Consider the following 18,563-nt stretch of genomic DNA (forward strand, 5'->3'; position numbering starts at 1 on the left):
GGTCTTAAAGGAAGATAGTCTTCCGTCGAGGAATCCTTGATGCGTGTTTTTCTACTGCTGTTTCTGCTTTTCCCTGTGCTGGAGTTGTTCGTCTTCGTCAAGGTCAGCTCAGCCATCGGTTTCTTCCCGGCGCTGCTGTTGATCATCGCAGGTTCCGCCTTGGGTGTGCTGGTGATGCGTGTGGCCGGCCTGGCCACCGCCTTGCGTGCCCGTGAAAGCCTGCAGCGTGGCGAACTGCCCGCCGAGGACATGTTCCAGGGCATGATGCTGGCGGTGGGCGGTGGCCTCCTGCTGCTTCCGGGCTTCATCAGTGACGTGCTGGGCCTGCTCTGCCTGTTGCCCTTCACCCGCCATCTGGCCGCACGCAAGATGCGTCAGCGTGCCGAGGCCCAGGCCATGCGCCAGCGCGCGTTCCAGGACGACCCCTCTCAGGCACAGCCGCGCGACAGCGGCCATCGGCCCAATGTGATCGAAGGCGAATACGAACGTCGCGACAAGTAGACATCCCCGGGGCCGCTTTGCGGCCCCAAGCTTTTCTGCTCGTTGAAAAATTTTCTGCAGCAAGCCTTGTAATTGATCATGCCGGCCTCATGTATGTGGTCACCGCAAGGTTTCTGGTGGCAACGCCAGACAATACACAGGTGGTTCGCCCGTCGCGGGCCACCCCCGGCAACGCCGGACCGCATCAACCCGCCGGTGTCGACACCGGCCGATGAAAACCACAAATTGGGAGAGATCGACAATGAAGCTTCGTCCTCTGCATGACCGCGTAGTCATCCGTCGCAGCGAAGAAGAATCGAAAACCGCTGGCGGTATCGTCCTGCCGGGTTCGGCCGCTGAAAAACCAAACCGTGGCGAAGTTGTCGCCGTCGGCACCGGTCGCATCCTGGACAACGGCGAAGTACGTGCGCTGGCCGTCAAAGTGGGTGACAAAGTGGTTTTCGGCCCTTACTCGGGCAGCAACACCGTGAAAGTCGATGGCGAAGACCTGCTGGTAATGAGCGAGAACGAAATCCTCGCCGTTGTCGAAGGCTGATTTCCCCGACTTCCCGTTACTCCAAAGAATTTCAAGGATTAAACGATCATGGCTGCTAAAGACGTAAAATTCGGCGATTCCGCCCGTAAAAAAATGCTGGTTGGCGTCAACGTTCTGGCTGACGCGGTAAAAGCGACCCTGGGCCCGAAAGGCCGCAACGTGGTCCTGGCCAAGAGCTTCGGCGCGCCGACCATCACCAAGGACGGCGTTTCCGTCGCCAAAGAAATCGAACTCAAAGACGCCTTCGAAAACATGGGCGCCCAACTGGTCAAGGAAGTCGCTTCCAAGGCCAACGATGCTGCCGGTGACGGCACCACCACCGCGACCGTTCTGGCTCAGGCCATCGTCAACGAAGGCCTGAAGGCCGTCGCTGCCGGCATGAACCCGATGGACCTCAAGCGCGGCATCGACAAGGCCACCGCTGCTGTCGTCGCCGAGCTGAAAAACCTGTCCAAGCCATGCGCCGACTCCAAGGCCATCGCTCAGGTTGGCACCATCTCCGCCAACTCCGACAACTCCATCGGCGAAATCATCGCTGAAGCCATGGAAAAAGTCGGCAAAGAAGGCGTGATCACCGTTGAAGAAGGTTCGGGCCTGGAAAACGAACTGTCCGTCGTAGAAGGCATGCAGTTCGACCGCGGCTACCTGTCGCCGTACTTCGTCAACAAGCCGGACACCATGGTTGCCGAGCTGGAAGGCCCGCTGCTGCTGCTGGTCGACAAGAAAATCTCCAACATCCGTGAGCTGCTGCCAGTTCTGGAAGCTGTTGCCAAGGCCGGCCGCCCACTGCTGATCGTTGCTGAAGACGTCGAAGGCGAAGCCCTGGCTACCCTGGTCGTCAACAACATGCGCGGCATCGTCAAGGTTGCTGCAGTCAAGGCACCAGGTTTTGGCGACCGTCGCAAGGCCATGCTGCAGGACATCGCCGTCCTGACCGGCGGCCAGGTCATCTCCGAAGAAATCGGCCTGACCCTGGAAACCACCACCCTGGAGCACCTGGGTAACGCCAAGCGCGTCATCCTGTCCAAGGAAAACACCACCATCATCGACGGTGCTGGCGTGGACGCCGACATCGAAGCACGCGTCAAGCAGATCCGTGCCCAGATCGAAGAGACCTCTTCGGACTACGACCGTGAGAAGCTGCAAGAGCGCCTGGCCAAGCTGGCTGGCGGTGTTGCCGTGATCAAGGTCGGTGCTGGCACCGAAGTTGAAATGAAAGAGAAGAAAGCCCGCGTTGAAGACGCCCTGCACGCTACCCGTGCAGCCGTCGAAGAAGGCGTGGTGCCTGGCGGTGGTGTTGCTCTGGTTCGCGCCCTGGGCGCCATTGTCGACCTCAAAGGTGACAACGAAGACCAGAACGTCGGTATCGCCCTGCTGCGTCGCGCTGTTGAAGCGCCGCTGCGCCAGATCACTGCCAACGCCGGCGACGAGCCAAGCGTTGTGGCCGACAAGGTCAAGCAAGGTTCGGGCAACTACGGCTACAACGCCGCTACCGGCGAATACGGCGACATGATCGAGATGGGTATCCTTGACCCAGCCAAGGTCACCCGTTCGGCCCTGCAAGCAGCTGCTTCGATCGGCGGTCTGATGATCACCACCGAAGCCATGGTTGCCGACCTGCCGGAAGACAAGCCAGCTGGCGGCATGCCAGACATGGGCGGCATGGGCGGTATGGGCGGCATGATGTAAGCCAGCCTCACCCCCTGTAACAGGAAAAGCCCCGGTTCGTGAGAACCGGGGCTTTTTCGTTTGCGTCAACTTCGCTGAATTTCCACCAGCACTGGCACTGTCCGTGCGATGGCCTTAAGCTGCGCCTGCCGCGCACCATAGCGAAGCGCCGCACAGGAGAACCCGATGCGCATTCTTTTGGTTGAAGACAACCGCGATATCCTTGCCAACCTGGCTGATTATCTGGGCATGAAGGGCTATACCGTCGACTGCGCCCAGGACGGCCTGTCAGGTCTGCACCTGGCTGCCACCGAGCACTACGACCTGATCGTGCTCGATATCATGCTGCCTGGAATCGACGGTTACACCCTGTGCAAGCGCCTGCGCGAGGATGCCCGTCGCGATACGCCAGTGATCATGCTGACCGCCCGCGACCAACTCGACGACCGCCTGCAGGGCTTCCGCTCCGGCGCCGACGATTACCTGCTCAAACCGTTCGCCCTGTCCGAACTCGCTGCGCGCATCGAAGCCGTGCTGCGCCGCGCCCAGGGCGGCGGGCGACGTACCCTGCAGGTTGCCGACCTGAGTTACGACCTGGACACCCTCGAAGTCACTCGCCAGGGGCGCTTGCTCAAGCTCAACCCTGTCGGCCTCAAGCTGCTCGCGGTGCTGATGCAGAAAAGCCCCCACGTGTTGCGCCGCGAGGTACTGGAAGAGGCGCTGTGGGGTGATGATTGCCCCGACAGCGACAGCTTGCGCAGCCATGTACACCAGCTGCGCCAAGTAATCGACAAACCGTTCGAAAAGCCGTTGCTGCATACCGTCCATGGCGTCGGCTATCGCCTCGCCGAGGGTCGCGATGGAGTTTAAGCAAAGCCTGGCGCAGCGCATCATCATCGCGTTTGCGCTGATGAGCGCGCTGGTGGCTGGGGCGTTCGCCTTCGGTATCGTCGCCACTGTCCACCTGGTTGAAGAGCGCTTGATCTCCTCGGTGCTGGGCGGCGACCTGCAGCGCCTGTTGCGCATGGACAGCATCAGTGACTGGAGCCATCGGCCGCGCCCTGACCAGCTGTTCTACTTCAGCGGTGGGCGCGATGACTTCGAGCTGCCAAAAGATTTGCGCCACCTCGATGCAGGCTTTCATGAGGTATTTCGCGACCAGCTTTCCTACCACGCAATGGTGGAAATCGTAGACGGCCGACGTTATGTATTGCTGCAGGACCAAAGCGATTTCGAAGAGCGCGAGCGGGTACTGTTCGCCGTCGTCATGGTGGGCTTCGTGCTCAGCCTGGTACTGGCGGTGTTCCTCGGCTGGCTGCTGGCACGGCGAGTGATGGCACCGGTGATCCGCCTGGCGCGGCAAGTACGCCATCGTGATCAGCTTCTTGGCCTGGCACCGCCCTTGGCACCCGATTACGCAGCCGATGAAGTCGGCCAGCTAGCGGTGGCCTTCGACGATACCCTTGGCCGTTTGCGCGATGCACTGACCCGCGAGCGTCTGTTCACCAGTGATGTCAGTCACGAATTGCGCACGCCGCTGATGGTGCTGGCCACCTCCTGCGAGCTGTTGATCGAAAACCCCAATCTGGATAGCCGCTCACGCGCCCAGGTGGAACGCATCGCCCGGGCCACCGAAGAAATGCGCGAGTTGGTCAAAACCTTCCTGATGCTCGCCCGTGCCCAGCGCGACCAAGGTGCCGTGGCCTCCCAGGCGACGCTGCGCGAGGTGGCCGACGATCTGATAGGCGTATGGCGCGACACCATCGAGCAGAAAGGGCTGACGCTGTACTTCGATGGCCGCGTCAGTGCAGGCCCGCTGCTGTACAACGCGACGTTCCTGCAATCGGTGATGGGCAACCTGTTGCGCAACGCTGCGCACTACACCGACAGTGGTTACATCCGCCTGAGTCTTGAAGCCAATGGGTTCAGCGTCGAGGACAGCGGGGTCGGCATTCCGGAGGAGCAGCGCGAGGCGATGTTCAAACCGTTCGTGCGTGGTGATGAGCGACGCGGCGAAGGTCTGGGGCTTGGCTTATCGCTGGTACAACGGATCTGTGACGACCAGGGTTGGCGCGTTACGCTGACTTCTACCGCCCCCCATGGTTGCCGCTTTCAGGTGGACTTGAGCCAAGGCGCTGAAAAGTCCGATCCGTTAAAGCTTTGCGAGTAAATTACTGGGCTATATTCCTTTAGGGATAACACTTTTTTCACATTGGCATGACCTGTTTCCTACGCAGTGTTACTTAAGGTACATGCAATGGAGCCAGGAGATGCCCAATGCGTAGCCCTATCAAACTCGAATTTTCCAAGAAGTACGACCAGCAACATGCTCGGGAGTATTTCCTCAAGCACCAAGATGGTCTGGCACGTCGCCTTTCCCACAAGCGCGATGAGCAATTGGCCCGTCGAGCCTTGGCGCTGGCCGGAGAACCGGGGTTGGTGCTGGATCTGCCTTGCGGCGCGGGCCGTTTCTGGCCACTGCTGGCAGAAAAACCCAACAGGGTAATCATTGGTGCCGACAATTCCGAGGCGATGATCGAGACTGCCTGTGCCGCACAACCGCCAGAGGTGGTAGCGCGGGTACGCCCTTTGCAAACGTCAGCGTTCGCCATCGACTTGCCGGACAACTCGGTCGACAGCATTTTTTGCATGCGCTTGTTTCACCACATCGGTGAGGCAGCCCACAGAAAAACGATTCTTTCGGAGTTTCAAAGGGTTAGCCGTGACAGCGTAATCCTGTCATTGTGGGTGGACGGAAACTTCAAGGCCTGGCGGCGTCAAAAGCTCGAGCAACGGCGCAGTGCCAAAGCCGAGCCGGGCAGTTACCAGAATCGTTTCGTGTTACCGGCAGAGACAGTCGAAGAAGAATTCAAGGCCGCCGGCTTCAGGATCCAGGAACGCCTCGATTTCCTGCCGTTCTATGCCATGTGGCGGGTCTATGTATTACGTAAGGGGTAGTGTTTGATGGCTGTAGCCCAGAGCGGGGAGTCACGCTTCGATTATTACTGGCGTCAGCAGGGCGAATGGGTCGAGGAACCCAACCAGCGCCGCGGTGGTGAAAGTGGCGTGCAACGCCTCAACGATGCCGATGGCAAGTTGCTGTATGCCAAGCGCCAGGTCGGGCACATCTACCGCAGCCTGTTGCACCCCTTCGGCAGGCCGACGGTGCTGCGTGAGCTCGACGCGCTGAACAGCTTCGAGCAACTGGGCGTGCGTGTCCCGCGCATCGTATTTTGTGGGGCCGAGCGCGATGCCGACCACCAATGGCGTGCGCTGCTGGTCAGCGAAGCGCTCGATGGTTTCATCGAACTCGATGCCTGGCATGCCCAAGGTGCGCGCGAGCACTACCCGCAAGTGGTACATGAACGCATGCTCAAGGAGTTGGCTGACAACCTGGCCCGCATGCACCTGGGCCACTGGCAGCATGGCTGCCTGTATGGCAAGCACGTATTCGTCAAAGTGATCGGCGAGGGCGAACAGGCCCGTGTTGAAGTGGCATTGCTCGATCTGGAGAAGTGCCGCCGCCGTATCAGCTGCCAGCGCGCTGCGGGCAATGACCTGCGTCAGTTGCGCCGCCATTCGTCGCTCAATGACGCGGAATGGCAATCGTTGCTCTACTTTTACCAGATGGCGTTTGGCAGCGCTGTCAAAGGGTTAGGGCAATGAAACTAGAAATCGCTCGAGCATTGTTTCTGATAGCGGGTCTGGCTGTGACCACCGTGGCGGTAGCGGCGTGGGAAGAGCCACGGCCCAGAGTGTTCAGCAAGGCTGAACAGGCAGAACAATGCGCGTTGCCCAGGGACGTGAAGCAGCAGGTCCAGGCCCAGCCGGACCAGGATTTGCTGTTGCTTCTGTTCGGGCTGCGGCAGGGCTTGCGGCCTGCAGGCTGACCTGGTTTGAGCACAAGAGGCCCCGCTATTGCGGGGCCTTTGCTTTCTGGAGTTGGCCCGCTCAGGCAACGACAGGTCCCGTCGCCACTGTCTTGTGCGCCAACAGGGTGTAAATGCACGGCAGCACAAACAAGGTAAACAACGTCCCGATCGACATCCCCGTCGCAATCACCGTACCGATGTCAAAGCGGCTCACTGCCCCGGCCCCGGTCGCCAGAATCAGCGGCACCATGCCAAATACCATTGCGGCGGTGGTCATCAGCACCGGGCGTAGACGAATGGCCGCAGCTTCCTCGATCGCCTCCCTTGCGCTCAGCCCTTTTTCCTCACGCAACTGGTTGGCGAACTCGACGATCAGGATACCGTGCTTGCTGATCAGCCCGATCAGCGTCACCAACCCGACCTGGGTATAGATGTTCATGCTGGAAACACCCAGGAATAGCGGCAACAGCGCCCCGCAGATCGACAGCGGTACCGTCACCAGAATCACCAGCGGGTCGCGGAAGCTTTCAAACTGTGCCGCCAGTACCAGGAAGATGATCGCCAACGCCAGGCCGAAGGTCACCCACAGCGCGCTGCCTTCCTGTATGTACTGCCGTGCCGCGCCGGCATAGTCAAAAGAGAACCCTTCCGGCGCTTGCTCGGCAGCGATATCCCGTACCGTCTGCAAGGCTTCGCCGATGCTGACCAAAGGCACGCCCTGGATGATTGCCGAGTTCAGTTGCTGGAACTGGTTGAGCTGGCGTGGACGCGCTCGGTCGCTAAGGGTGATCAGTGTGGACAGTGGCAGCAGTTGGCCCTGGTCGTTCTTGACGTAATAGCTGTTGAGCCAGCCGGCGTTGTCGCGGTAGGGCCGTTCGACCTGGGCGATGACTTTGTAGCTGCGGCCTTCGAGGGTGAAACGGTTGATTTCCCCCTCGCCCAGCAAGGTCGCCAAGGTGCCGCCAAGGACGTCCATGGATACACCCATCTGTGCAGCCTTGGCGCGGTCGATGTCGACTACCATCTCGGGCTTGTCGAACGCCAGGTCGATGTCGAGGAAGGCAAATTTGCCTGATGCCTGGGCGCGTTCCTTGACCCGTTGGGCAACCTCCAGCAGCGCCGGGTAATCACCTGCGGTATTGATGACGAACTGAAACGGCAAGCCTTCGCCGGTCCCCGGCAGTGACGGCAGGTTGAAGCCGAAGATCTGCAGGCCGCTGATGTTATCGAGTTTGGCCTGTACCAGGGGCAGCAACTCCATTTGCGTGCGGTCGCGCTCGTTCCAGGGCTTGAGCAGGAAACCGCCGATGCCGCTCTGCACGCCGTTGAATCCGTTGATCTGGAACGACGAGTAGTATTCGGGGAAGGCCTTGAACAGTGGGGTGAACTGGTCGGTGTAGGCATTGAGGTAGTCGAGGTTGGCTGGTTGTGGCGAGCTGCTGATCATGAAAATGACCCCCTGATCCTCGTTCGGTGCCAGCTCGTTCTGGGTGAACTTGAGCAGCACCGGGATCAGGCACAGGATGATCACGGCGAACACCAGCACCACCGGGCGGCTGTCCAGGGTGGTGTGCAGCAGGCGCTGGTAGCGGCCCTTGATCCGCTCGAACAGCACGTCAAGGCGATGGGCCAGGCCGCTGGCATTCTGCTCACGACGCAATAGCAGGGCACACATCATCGGCGACAGGGTCAGGGCGACGACGCCCGAGATGATCACCGCCCCTGCCAGGGTCAGGGCAAACTCCTTGAACAAGGCGCCGGTGAGCCCGGTCAGGAAGCCGATCGGTGCGTATACCGCGGCCAGGGTGATGGTCATCGACACCACTGGCATGGCGATTTCCCGCGCACCTTCCAGCGCCGCGTCCACCGGTGACTTGCCTTCCTCCATGTGCCGGTGGATGTTTTCCACCACGACGATGGCATCGTCCACCACCAGGCCGATGGCCAGCACCATTGCCAGCAGGGTCAGCAGGTTGAGCGAATAGCCCATCATCTGCATGAAGAACAGCACCCCGATCATCGACAGTGGGATGGTCACCACCGGGATCAGTACCGAGCGCAGCGCGCCGAGGAATAAAAACACCACCACGATGACGATCAGCACCGCTTCGCCAAGGGTCTTGACCACTTCGTCGATCGAGGCCTGGATGAACAGCGTGGCGTCATAGGCAATCGACCCCTTGAGCGCGGACGGCAACTGGCTTTGCAGCTCCGGCATGATGCGGCGTACTTCCTTGATCACCTCCAGCGGGTTGGCGGCCGGGGTGGCCTTGATGCCGATGTAGACCGAAGGCGTGCCATCGAACGAGCTGACCGTGTCGTAATTTTCCGCGCCCATCTCGACCCGTGCCACATCACCGAGCAATACACGGCTGTCGCCGGAGGTCTTGAGCGGCAATGCGGCAAAAGCCTCGGCCGACTTCAGTTCGGTGTTGGCATTGATGCTGGTGACCACGTATTCGCCCTTCACCTCACCAGCGGCGGCGAGAAAGTTGTAACGGCGTACGGCGCTGGTCACGTCAGTGGCGGCAAGGCCGAACGCTGCCAGTTTGACCGGGTCGATCCAGATGCGCATGGCGAACACCTGGTTGCCGAGGATCTCGGCCTCGGCCATGCCCGGCAAGGTTGCAAGTTTCGGCTGGATGACCCGTGACAGGTAGTCGGTGATCTGCGGGTTGCTCATATCCTTGCTGTAAAAGCTGATGTACATCAGCGCCGAGGCATCTGCGGCTTCTTTGCTCAGTACCGGGTCTTCTGCGTCTTGCGGCAACTGGTTGCGCACTTCGTTGGCCTTGGCCAGCAACTCCGTGAACAGGCGGTCGCTGTCGGCACCGATGCGCGCATAGATGGAGATGATCGAGAAGTTCTGCCGGCTCACCGAGGTCATGTAGTCGATGCCTTCGGCGCTGGCCAGGCTCTGCTGCAGCGGTTGGGTGATGTAGCCCTGAATGGTTTCGGCATTGGCGCCGGGGTAGGCCGTGGTCACCGTGATCAGGGCGTTTTCCATCTGCGGGTACTGGCGGATCTGCAGCTTGTTCCAGGCCTGAAAACCCAGCAGCAGGATCAGCAGGCTGACCACGCTGGCCAGCACCGGGCGGCGGATGAACGGGTCGGTGAACGCCATGCCTGCCTCCTGGTCAGTCCGCGCGCGGGGCGCCTTGTTCGGGTTCGAGCGCTGCGTCCTGGCCGATGCGGATCGCCGCGCCAGGGCTCAGCTTGAGCTGGCCGGCGGTGACCACCTGTTCGCCCGCTGCGAGCCCTTTGCTGACCACCACCACGCCGTCGCGCCGCTCGCCGGTCTGCACGCTGCGCTGTTCGGCGCTGAGCTGCGGCTGGCCACTGTCGTCCCGCTCGGGATTACCGTCCTTGTCTTTCTTCGGCGTGGCGACATACACGGAATTGCCATACAGCGTGTAGGTGATGGCGCTTTCGGGCACCACCACCTGTGGGCGCGGGTCAGGCAACAGGACCAGCAGGTTGGCGAACATGCCAGGCAGCAGCTTGCCATCCGGGTTGGCCATTGTCGCGCGCACCAGCAGGTTGCGCGTGCTCTCTTCAACCTTGGGGTTGATGGCGCTGAGGCTGGCAGGGAAGGTCTGGCCAGGGTAGGCCGCCACCTGCACCTGTACCTGCTGGCCGAGGCTCAGCTGTGGCAGTGCCTGCTCCGGTACATTGAAATCGACGTAAAGGCTGGAGAGGTCCTGCAGGGTAGCGATCACAGAGCCGGCCGCCAGGTAGTCACCCACATCCACCTGGCGGATGCCGATCGTGCCGCTGAACGGGGCACTGATGCTCTTCTTGGTTTTTGCGGCCTTGAGCTGGTCGACCACCGCCTGGTTGCGCCGGTATTGGGCAGTGAGGCGATCATATTCGCCGCGGGAGATGGCCGAATCACCCACCAGCTGGCTGCCGCGGCCGAAGTCCACTTTGGCCAACCCCAGGTCGGCCTGGGCAGTCCCCAGCAGGGCGGTTTCCTGATCGTCATTGAGCTTGAGCAACAGTTGCCCGGCCTTGACCTTCTGACCGGAGTCGAAGTGCAGGGATTGAACGATGCCTTCCACCTCCAGGCTCAGCTCGACACCCTGCAGGGCCTTGAGGCTGCCGACGGCGGGCAGGCGCTGCTGCCACTCGCGCTGCTCGGCCATGGCCACCGCCACGGTGATGGGAGGCTTGGGGGCAGTGAACACCTGGATCTGCCGGTAGATCGAGAAGGCCTTGTAGCCCCCCAGGGCCAGCACGATCAGCAGAACGACGGCCAACATGATGAGCATGCGGCGGCGCAGCATAAGTCCGGTTCCTTGGATGCGAGGTTGTTATTGGTTTTGACACGACAACGGGCGGTCCTGCCCACGTGCGGATGGGGGAAGTATTGACTGTTTTTCGATTGAGGGGAAATGGATTGCGCCCCCGTAGGGGCGCGCAGGCCTGATCAGGCCAGGTGCAGGTGGTTGTCCCAGAAACCGGAAGGCAAATCCATCGGCTGGCCGATCAATTCCTGCTTGCGGCAATCATAGAACCGGCAACGCCCCTGCCCGGACGTCACGACAAAACCATCCTTCACCGCGCCAACCCCGGCACAGTCCGGCATCGGCGCATCCAGCCTGACTGCGCCACTATCCAGGTCCCAGACGAACAGGCGGTTGGCCCGCGGCGCCGTCAGTGCCACCAGGCGCAGGTCGCTGTGGATGGCGACGCTGGCAGTGTACTGGGCCATGGCTTGCAGCTGGCGCTCTGGCACCGGGAAGGCCTTGAACGGCTCGCCTGGGCGCTTGATTGCCAGCAGCTCGGCGGTTTCATCGGCATCGCCCATGAACTGCTGGCAGGCGGCGATGGTGCCATCGCTGCCCACTGCCAGGTGGCGCACGCTGTTCATTTGCTGGGCCAGGGTTTCCTTGCTCAGCAACGTGCCGTCGCGCTGCATCAGTACCAGGCTCGGCTCCATGGCATTGAGGTTCATCTCGACCCGGCTTTCGGCCTCGGTGCGGATGCCGCCATTGGCCACGACCAGAGTCTCGCCATCGGGCAGCCATGCCACTTCATGCGGGCCGATGCCGTGGGTGGGGATCTCGCCGGTGTGAACCAGGCGTTCACCCTCGAAGCGGTACACGCCCAGTACGCCACGCCCTGGATCGGTGGTGTCGTTCTCGGTGGCATACAGCCATTCGCCGCCTTTATGAATCACGGCGTGGCCGTAAAAGTGCCTGTCAGGCTGCGACGAGACGGTCTGCAACAAGCGCCCGTCGCGCAGGTCGATCAGGTAGCTTTCGGTACCGGGACGGCGTGCGACGAACAGGGCGATCGGCAGCTCTGGATGGTTGATGATGGCATGGCAACGCTGGGCCACCTGGGTGCTGAACACCCGGGTGCCGTCCAGGCGGAACCCGACGGCATAGTGCTTGCCGTCGCCATCGTCACGCGCTGACAGCAGCAAAGGATCGCTGCCTTTGTTGCGCATCAGGCTCCAGCCCCCCAAGGTCAGGGCGCTGAGCAGAACGCTACCGATTTTGAGTGCCTGGCGTCGCAGCATGATCAGTCACCGTCGTTGGCATTGAAGCCCAGCTGGATGTTCAACGCCTTGGCCAGTTCGCCTTCGTGCAGGCGGTGAACGACGTTGAGGCTGTCGTAGATCTGGTTGAGGCGCTGCATGCCATCTTCGTCAGCCAGCAACTCGCCCAGGGTCTTCTGGTTATCGGTCAGCAGTTTGACCGAGTTGGCGTAGGCGTCGTCGATCTTTTGCGCCAGGGCTTTCTGGTCGCTGCCCAGCAAGCCGCGCAGGCCTTGGTTGTCGACCCCGACCCAGACCGCCTGGGCGGCCTTGAGGCTGGCTTCCAGGCTTTTCAGCGAGGCGTGGCTGCGCCAGGCTTCGGCCTGCAGTGGCTGCGCAATGCCTTTGCTCTGGCGGCCCATCGGTGCGCCGAGCTTCTTTTTCAGGGTGTCCAGCGCAGTCACCTGCGCACGCAGCAGGTCGGCGATCGCCTCGTGCGAGTCGGCATAGCGCTGGTTGGGGAACTTGGTCATCTGCGAGAGCATGCCGTCGGTGCTGTTCCAGCCTTTGAGGATCTCTTCAGCCAAGGCCTTCTGGTGCTCACCGATGGCGACCAGCAGCGGGCAGTAGCGGGCTTTCTGTTCGGCGGTGGCGACATCCGGCTTGCTGTCGAACAGGATGTATTCGTAGGCCGACAGGCCGCGCACCACGACGCTGGACTTGCCCAGGGTCTGGGCGTCGATCGGCTTGTCGCCATTGACCAGTTGTTCGACCTGGCGACCGACCAGGTTCTTCTTGTCGGGCCAGAACTGCACCTGCCAGGCGCGGTTGCCCTCGGCCAGCGGGCCGACCAGCAGTGGCTGCAGCTCGGCCCAGGCTTTTTGCGCGTTGAGGAAATCGGCACGAGCGCTGTCCAGGCTCTCTTTGCCTTCGCAGTAGGCCAAGGCACTGGCGGCCAGCTGGCGGTCGGCTTCGACCCAGCGGCTGTAGGTGGGCAGGATCACCTGCTTGGCGATGGCGGCGGAGGTCACGGCCTGCGGGTCTTGCGGTGAACAGGCACCGAGGGCGAGTGCGGCGAGGCTGGTGAACAACAGTTTGGGTCGGAACATGCCCGGCTCCTTGCGCTTTTAAAGTGAGTTCAGGAAAGCCAGCAGCGCAGCGCGCTGCTCGGCATTGAAAGTCAGAACATGGTCGCGCGCTGCCTGCGCTTCGCCGCCGTGCCAGAGCACGGCCTCGAGCAGGTTGCGGGCGCGGCCGTCATGCAGGTACTGGGTGTGGCCACTGACCGCTGGACTCAGGCCGATGCCCCACAGCGGCGGGGTTCGCCAGTCTTGGCCGTTGGCGGCAAATTCGGTGCGATCGTCGGCAAGGCCCGGGCCCATGTCGTGCAGCAGCAGGTCGCTGTAGGGGCGGATCACTTGCCCGGCCAGCTCTGGCTCGGTGGCGTCGGCGGCAGTGGTGAACTGCGGGGTGTGGCAACCCTGGCAGCCGGCCTGATAGAACAGGTTCTTGCCGGCCAGCACTTGCGGGGCGCCGACATCGCGCCGGGCTGGCACGCCCAGGTTGCGGGTGTAAAAGGTGACCAGGCGCAGGATGTTGTCGCTGACTTCCTTTTCGCCGTCGGTGCCGTCGCCATTGGGGGCTGCAAGGCAATCGCGCTGTGCCGGGGTGCAGTCGTCCCGGGGCTGCAGGCTGCTGGTCAAACCCATGTCACCGGCAAAGGCGTGCACGTTCTGCTGGTTGACGTTCGGTTGCCCGGCCTTCCAGCCAAAGCGACCGACCACGGTCTTGCTCTGGGCGTCGTCCCAAACCCGGTTGGCCCGGCCGCGAATACCGTCGCGGTTGCGATCGTCGGGGTCTTCGTTGGCCAGAATCTGAGCTTCGGGGATGGCTTCGAGCAGACCCAGGCCGATCATGGGCGGTGCCACGCGTGCAGAGAAGCGGGTGTCAGGGTGCATCGGCCCATAGCCGAGCTGGGTGATTTGCAGGGTAGGGCGACGCAGTTCGACCTGATGGCCGTCGTTGAAGCTGACGGTCTGGTTGTCGTAAGTCACGCGCACCTTGCCTTCCGGGGCCACACCAGGGTTGGCCATGTCCTGCAACTGGGTGCCATAGACAGGCTCCGGGACCACGCCCAGGCGCTCGATTTCTTTTGCCAGGTAAGGCTGGTCGGGGATCGACAGGCGCACCAGCATCGACACCGCGTTGCTGTCGCCAGGCTCTGGCGGATGGCCACGGCCGTCGCGTACGTGGCAGTTCTGGCAGGCGTTGGTGTTGAACAGTGGGCCCAGGCCATCGCGTGCAGTGGTGGTGGACGGGGCGATCACCCAGGGGTTGCGGAAGAAACTGTTGCCTACGGCAAAGTCCAGGCGGCGCTCGGGCGACAGGTTGGCCGAGGGCAGGGAAAAGGCATTGCGGTCGTTGCGCTGGACAGTCGCCTGGCCACCGGACAGCGCTTCGCCAGGCTCTGCCTGAGTGAAACGCGGGGCGTCGTCACAGGCGGCAAGGGCGAGGGCCAGCAGCGGAGGGGAGAGTCGGGACAGCGACAAGGACATGCAAAATCCTGGGCGTAGGCGAAAAACCGGCGTGCAAGCTTAGCAGGCTGAGAATGTTTGAATAAGAGGAATTTGCAATTGCTGGATGAAACTGCTGTCAGTTTTGGCCCTGTAGCAGGCAAGCCAGCCCTCACAGATACCGCGCAGAACTCAAGAACTGCGCGGCCCCGCTGGGAGCTGGCTTGCCGGCGACGGGCTGCGTAGCAGCCCTACTAACGCTAACTGACTGGCGTTAGCCTTTTTTGCCTGCCAATGCCGAATCAGAACTCGTGATCGGCAGTGTCCGGGTTCAGGTTGGCAATGCCCAGCTTGCCCGCAGCCTGCTCGATCGCACCGGTCTGCTTGACCAGGGAGGCAATGGCATCGCGTACGACCTGGTTGCCGGCAGCGTTGTCGGCTGCGATCAGTTGGTCGTAATGCTCGCCTTTGAGCGCGTGGTCGACAATGACCTGAAGCTTCGCCTCGGTCGCTTCCAGGTCGGCCTTGAGGGTAGCGTCGGCAGCCGGGTCGGCCTTGGCCACCAGCGACGACAGGCTCGGGCCGGTCAGCTTGGTACCGTCGGCGCGGGTGTACTCACCCAGGTAGACGTTGCGGATGCCCTTGGCGTCGTAGAAGTGCGAGTAGTGGGTGTTGTCGCTGAAACAGTCCTGTTCGTCTTCCGGCGAATTGGCTTCCAGCGAGACCTTCATGCGCTCGCCAGCCAGTTCGCCCAGCGACAGGCTGCCCATGCCGAACAGCATCTTGCGCAGGCCGTCGGTGGCAGGCTCGGCTTCCAGCGTGGCGCGGTAGTTGTCGGCGACGTTCGGGGCCCAGTTGCCGACCATTTCTTCGAGGTCCTTGACCAGCAGCTCGGTGACCGACTTCAGGTAGGCGCGGCGACGCTCGTTGTGGCCGCCGGTGGCGCCTTTACCTTCGAGGTAGTCCGAAGCAGGGCGGTTGCCTGCGCCCGGGCCGGTACCGTTGAGGTCCTGGCCCCAGAGCAGGAATTCGATGGCGTGGTAGCCAGTGGCGACGTTGGCTTCGGAGCCGCCCAGTTCGTTCAGGCTGGCCAGTTTCTCAGGGGTGATGTCCTTGACATCGACCTTCTCCTCACCAACCTGGATTTCGGTGTTGGCAATGATGTTCGAGCTGGCAGCCGGGTTGCCCAGCGCATGTTCGTAGCTCTTGTCGACGTAGTCGATCAGGCCTTCGTCAAGCGGCCAGGCGTTCACCTGGCCTTCCCAGTCGTCGATGATCGTGTTGCCGAAGCGGAAGGCTTCGCTCTGCAGGTACGGTACGCGCGCTGCAGCCCAGGCTTCTTTGGCAGCGTTGAGGGTGTCGTCGTTGGGGTTGGCGAGGAATGCATCGATGGCTGTTTGCAGGGACTTGGCCGTGCTCAGCGAGTCGCTGTAAACGGCGTAGACCATCTCGGTGTAATGCTTGACCACGGCCTTGCCGGCCGCTTCGTCGACAGCAGCCGGTGCTGCGGCGGCGGTGCTCGCGGCGGCAGGTGCCGCAGCTTGCGGGGCGGCGGCCTTCTCGTCCTTGCTTTCACCGCAACCGGCGAGAGCGATGGCGATGGCCAGCAGACTGGCGGAGGCCAGAGGCATACGAATCATTGTTGGTTTCCCTGCGTCGTGTGGTTGGACAGTGCGCCGTGGCACGTAAAACTACAACATCATGCGAAAGATTTGCATTTGCTGTAAAGGGGTGGGGCGCAATTATGTAAATGCCGGTTAAGGCCTGGAACCAACAGGGGCAGGGGTTATAACGCAGAAACCTGATTGCGCTGGGCCTGGCGCAGGAAACTGGTCAGCTCGCGCGCTGACAGTGGCTTGCTGTAGTGATAGCCCTGACCTTCGTGGCAGCCTTGGGCGATGATGTAGGCTTCCTGCTCGGACGTCTCCACGCCCTCGGCGATCACCTGCATGCCCAGGCTTTTGCCCAACTGGATGATTGCCCGAACGATGGTTGCATCGTCATCGTCGTCCAGCAGGTCCTGGACAAAGCTCTTGTCGATCTTGATCTTGTCCAGTGGCAGCGACTTGAGGTAGCTGAGCGACGAGTAACCGGTGCCGAAGTCGTCGATGGCGATCATCGCACCGGAGCGGCGCAGGCTGAGCAGGTGCTGGGCGGCGGTGCTGATGTCTTCCATCAGGCCGGTCTCGGTCACTTCCAGTTCCAGGCTGCGCGGTGGCAGACGGTAAGCCTGCAGCAGATTGTTGACCACGCGCGGAAGTTCGTTGTGATGCAGTTGCACGGTGGACAGGTTGACTGCCATGCGCAGTTCGCTGAAGCCCAGATCATGCCATTCGCGCAGTTGCCTGCAGGCCTGGTCGAGTACCCACTCGCCGATGGTGATGATGTTGCCGTTCTGTTCGGCCAGCGGGATGAACTGGTCCGGCGGGACCATGCCAAGTTCAGGATGCTGCCAGCGCAGCAAGGCTTCGACGCCGACCACGCGGTGATCGCGGTAGCTGATCTGCGGCTGGTAGACAAGGAACAACTGGTTGCGCGACAGCGCCTCGCGCAGGTCCTTTTCCAATTCACGGCGTCGACGCATCTCGCTGTCGACGCTGGCGATGTAGAACTGGTAGCGGTTGCGCGAGCGGGCCTTGGCCAAGGTCATGGTCTGCTCGGCCTTTTGCAGCAGCTTCTCGGTGCTGTCGCCGTCTTCGGGGAACAGGGTGATGCCGATGGTGGCGCGCAGGCGAATCTGCTGGTGATCCAGGTCGAACGGCGCTTCCAGGTCATCGAGGATGCTTTGCGCCAGTTCTGCGGCCTCGTAGGGCTGTTCGATAGTGGCCTGCACCAGGGCGAACTGGTCGCCACCCAGGCGTGCCAGCGCCCCCAGGCGGCCACTGTGGGCGCGCAGGCGGTCCGCCAGGGCGAGCAGCAACTGGTCGCCGACCTGATAGCTGAACTGCTCGTTAATGCCTTTGAAGTCGTCCAGGCCCACGCACAGTACGGCGACGCGATGCTGCAGGCGGGCGCCGTCTATAAGGATCTTGTCGAGCTGTGCCTGTAGCTGCTGGCGGTTCGGCAGGCCGGTCAGGAAGTCGTATTGGGCCATGCGTTGCAGGCTGTTTTCGGCTTCGTGGCGCAGATGGGTATTGCGCTCGATCGAGGCCAGCAGCTGGTTGGCGGTGTTGACCCAGATGCCCAGTTCGTTTTTTTCATGGCCTTTGAGCAGCGGAATCTGGTGCTGGCTGGGGCGGTCAGGGTTGATCTGGGTGAGGTGCTCGATGATTTTCGACAGCGGTTTGGTCAGCAGCCAGTGGTAGACCAGGTACAGCACCAGGCCCATGGCCAGGGCGCGCAGCACGCCGGAAATGAAGATGATGATGGCGTTGAGCAGGAAGCCTTCACCGTAGGCGGCAGTGTCCAGGGTGATACTCAGGTCACCGTAGTACTCGCTGTAGGGGCCGCGGCCGACCAACTGAGTGGTGTAGGTGCGTTCCTGGCCAAGGAGCAGGTCGGTCAACCAGCGTACGGGAGAGTCCTGCAGCGGGCGGGACTTTTCGGCGAGCATGGTTTCATTGGGGTGGCCGATGGAAGCCTGGCGTACAGACTCGTCCTGGAACAGGCCTTCCATGACCTGCATGCCCATTTCCCGGTCAAGGCTGTAGACCGCCTGGGTCGAGGGATCGCGAAACATGTCGAGGATGCGCTGGGCGTCGCTGTCGACGGTATGGCGGGTCTTGTAGGTGTCATAGACGATCTGCGCGCAGCTAAGAACGACACCGACCGCCAGCGCCGAAAGGAGCACGACCCTGAGCAACTTGACCGATAAGCTGTTCCGCAATTCCAGCTTCAATGGGGGTTTCCTTAATCCATGCGCATGACATCATTTTGCCATTAACCTTGGCGATACACTATCGGCCGGTGGAGCTGCCCTGAGCAGTGTATCGGTTGCCTGACCCTGCAACTTGAGTGCGCTGTAGCGAACTTTCAGACGTTTGATGTTA

General features: G+C 61.8%; 15 protein-coding genes. 8 read left to right on the forward strand and 7 right to left on the reverse strand.

The features are described 5' to 3' along the window. Positions 1-39: 39 nt before the first annotated feature. The 8 genes from EGJ09_RS11830 to EGJ09_RS11865 all read left to right on the forward strand — a co-directional run bounded on the left by EGJ09_RS11830 (position 40) and on the right by EGJ09_RS11865 (position 6,594). Positions 40-501 (forward strand): FxsA family protein, encoded by a 462-nt coding sequence (locus tag EGJ09_RS11830; RefSeq protein ID WP_115273651.1) that lies wholly within the window; start codon positions 40-42, stop codon positions 499-501. Between the two features lie 241 nt (positions 502-742). Further along, the gene (locus EGJ09_RS11835; RefSeq protein ID WP_009395550.1) at positions 743-1,036 is read left to right on the forward strand and encodes a co-chaperone GroES; all 294 of its coding nucleotides are present in this window, start codon (positions 743-745) and stop codon (positions 1,034-1,036) included. 48 nt (positions 1,037-1,084) lie between these two features. Next, positions 1,085-2,725: a chaperonin GroEL gene (gene groL, locus EGJ09_RS11840; RefSeq protein ID WP_046784872.1), complete on the forward strand. Its 1,641-nt coding sequence runs from the start codon at positions 1,085-1,087 to the stop codon at positions 2,723-2,725. A 165-nt stretch (positions 2,726-2,890) separates the two neighbouring features. Further along, positions 2,891-3,574, forward strand: coding sequence for a two-component system response regulator ColR (gene colR / locus EGJ09_RS11845; RefSeq protein ID WP_003255215.1), 684 nt, complete (start codon positions 2,891-2,893; stop codon positions 3,572-3,574). Beyond that, complete coding sequence (locus EGJ09_RS11850; protein ID WP_115273652.1) at positions 3,564-4,874, forward strand: HAMP domain-containing sensor histidine kinase; 1,311 nt, start codon at positions 3,564-3,566, stop codon at positions 4,872-4,874. The genes colR and EGJ09_RS11850 overlap by 11 nt, the downstream gene beginning before the upstream one ends. Positions 4,875-4,981: 107 nt before the next feature. Continuing rightward, positions 4,982-5,662, forward strand: a complete 681-nt coding sequence (locus EGJ09_RS11855) for a class I SAM-dependent methyltransferase (RefSeq protein ID WP_115273653.1) — start codon at positions 4,982-4,984, stop codon at positions 5,660-5,662. Positions 5,663-5,668: 6 nt separating this feature from the next. Beyond that, a complete protein-coding gene (locus EGJ09_RS11860; RefSeq protein ID WP_046784875.1) occupies positions 5,669-6,370 on the forward strand; it encodes a lipopolysaccharide kinase InaA family protein in 702 nt (233 codons plus the stop codon). Further along, positions 6,367-6,594: a hypothetical protein gene (locus EGJ09_RS11865; protein WP_046784876.1), complete on the forward strand. Its 228-nt coding sequence runs from the start codon at positions 6,367-6,369 to the stop codon at positions 6,592-6,594. Before EGJ09_RS11860 ends, EGJ09_RS11865 begins: the two co-directional genes overlap by 4 nt. Before the next feature lie 61 nt (positions 6,595-6,655). Here EGJ09_RS11865 and EGJ09_RS11870 read toward each other — a convergent pair whose 3' ends face one another. The 7 genes from EGJ09_RS11870 to EGJ09_RS11900 form a co-directional block, all read right to left on the reverse strand. Continuing rightward, positions 6,656-9,700, reverse strand: coding sequence for a multidrug efflux RND transporter permease subunit (locus EGJ09_RS11870; protein WP_125923887.1), 3,045 nt, complete (start codon positions 9,698-9,700; stop codon positions 6,656-6,658). A gap of 13 nt (positions 9,701-9,713) precedes the next feature. Beyond that, positions 9,714-10,862, reverse strand: coding sequence for an efflux RND transporter periplasmic adaptor subunit (locus EGJ09_RS11875; protein ID WP_125923888.1), 1,149 nt, complete (start codon positions 10,860-10,862; stop codon positions 9,714-9,716). Between the two features lie 143 nt (positions 10,863-11,005). After that, the gene (locus tag EGJ09_RS11880) at positions 11,006-12,103 is read right to left on the reverse strand and encodes a DUF1513 domain-containing protein (RefSeq protein ID WP_046784879.1); all 1,098 of its coding nucleotides are present in this window, start codon (positions 12,101-12,103) and stop codon (positions 11,006-11,008) included. 2 nt (positions 12,104-12,105) lie between these two features. After that, a complete protein-coding gene (locus EGJ09_RS11885; protein ID WP_125923889.1) occupies positions 12,106-13,170 on the reverse strand; it encodes an imelysin family protein in 1,065 nt (354 codons plus the stop codon). An 18-nt stretch (positions 13,171-13,188) separates the two neighbouring features. Next, positions 13,189-14,616: a di-heme oxidoredictase family protein gene (locus EGJ09_RS11890; RefSeq protein ID WP_125923890.1), complete on the reverse strand. Its 1,428-nt coding sequence runs from the start codon at positions 14,614-14,616 to the stop codon at positions 13,189-13,191. A 260-nt stretch (positions 14,617-14,876) separates the two neighbouring features. Continuing rightward, positions 14,877-16,214, reverse strand: coding sequence for an imelysin family protein (locus EGJ09_RS11895; protein WP_125923891.1), 1,338 nt, complete (start codon positions 16,212-16,214; stop codon positions 14,877-14,879). A gap of 146 nt (positions 16,215-16,360) precedes the next feature. After that, entirely contained in the window at positions 16,361-18,412 is a 2,052-nt protein-coding gene (locus EGJ09_RS11900) for a bifunctional diguanylate cyclase/phosphodiesterase (protein ID WP_125923892.1), read from the reverse strand. Between the last annotated feature and the right edge of the window lie 151 nt (positions 18,413-18,563).

This window comes from Pseudomonas sp. p106, assembly GCF_003936645.1.
Taxonomy (GTDB): Bacteria; Pseudomonadota; Gammaproteobacteria; order Pseudomonadales; family Pseudomonadaceae; genus Aquipseudomonas; species Aquipseudomonas putida_E.

Bases quoted from the DNA above. Each gene is read 5' to 3' on its own strand.
- EGJ09_RS11895 (WP_125923891.1), bottom strand. From the start codon at position 16,214: ATGATTCGTATGCCTCTGGCCTCCGCCAGTCTGCTGGCCATCGCCATC.
- colR (WP_003255215.1), top strand. From the start codon at position 2,891: ATGCGCATTCTTTTGGTTGAAGACAACCGCGATATCCTTGCCAACCTG.
- EGJ09_RS11875 (WP_125923888.1), bottom strand. From the start codon at position 10,862: ATGCTGCGCCGCCGCATGCTCATCATGTTGGCCGTCGTTCTGCTGATC.
- EGJ09_RS11870 (WP_125923887.1), bottom strand. From the start codon at position 9,700: ATGGCGTTCACCGACCCGTTCATCCGCCGCCCGGTGCTGGCCAGCGTG.
- EGJ09_RS11885 (WP_125923889.1), bottom strand. From the start codon at position 13,170: ATGTTCCGACCCAAACTGTTGTTCACCAGCCTCGCCGCACTCGCCCTC.
- EGJ09_RS11850 (WP_115273652.1), top strand. From the start codon at position 3,564: ATGGAGTTTAAGCAAAGCCTGGCGCAGCGCATCATCATCGCGTTTGCG.
- EGJ09_RS11835 (WP_009395550.1), top strand. From the start codon at position 743: ATGAAGCTTCGTCCTCTGCATGACCGCGTAGTCATCCGTCGCAGCGAA.
- EGJ09_RS11890 (WP_125923890.1), bottom strand. From the start codon at position 14,616: ATGTCCTTGTCGCTGTCCCGACTCTCCCCTCCGCTGCTGGCCCTCGCC.
- groL (WP_046784872.1), top strand. From the start codon at position 1,085: ATGGCTGCTAAAGACGTAAAATTCGGCGATTCCGCCCGTAAAAAAATG.
- EGJ09_RS11855 (WP_115273653.1), top strand. From the start codon at position 4,982: ATGCGTAGCCCTATCAAACTCGAATTTTCCAAGAAGTACGACCAGCAA.
- EGJ09_RS11880 (WP_046784879.1), bottom strand. From the start codon at position 12,103: ATGCTGCGACGCCAGGCACTCAAAATCGGTAGCGTTCTGCTCAGCGCC.
- EGJ09_RS11830 (WP_115273651.1), top strand. From the start codon at position 40: ATGCGTGTTTTTCTACTGCTGTTTCTGCTTTTCCCTGTGCTGGAGTTG.
- EGJ09_RS11865 (WP_046784876.1), top strand. From the start codon at position 6,367: ATGAAACTAGAAATCGCTCGAGCATTGTTTCTGATAGCGGGTCTGGCT.
- EGJ09_RS11860 (WP_046784875.1), top strand. From the start codon at position 5,669: ATGGCTGTAGCCCAGAGCGGGGAGTCACGCTTCGATTATTACTGGCGT.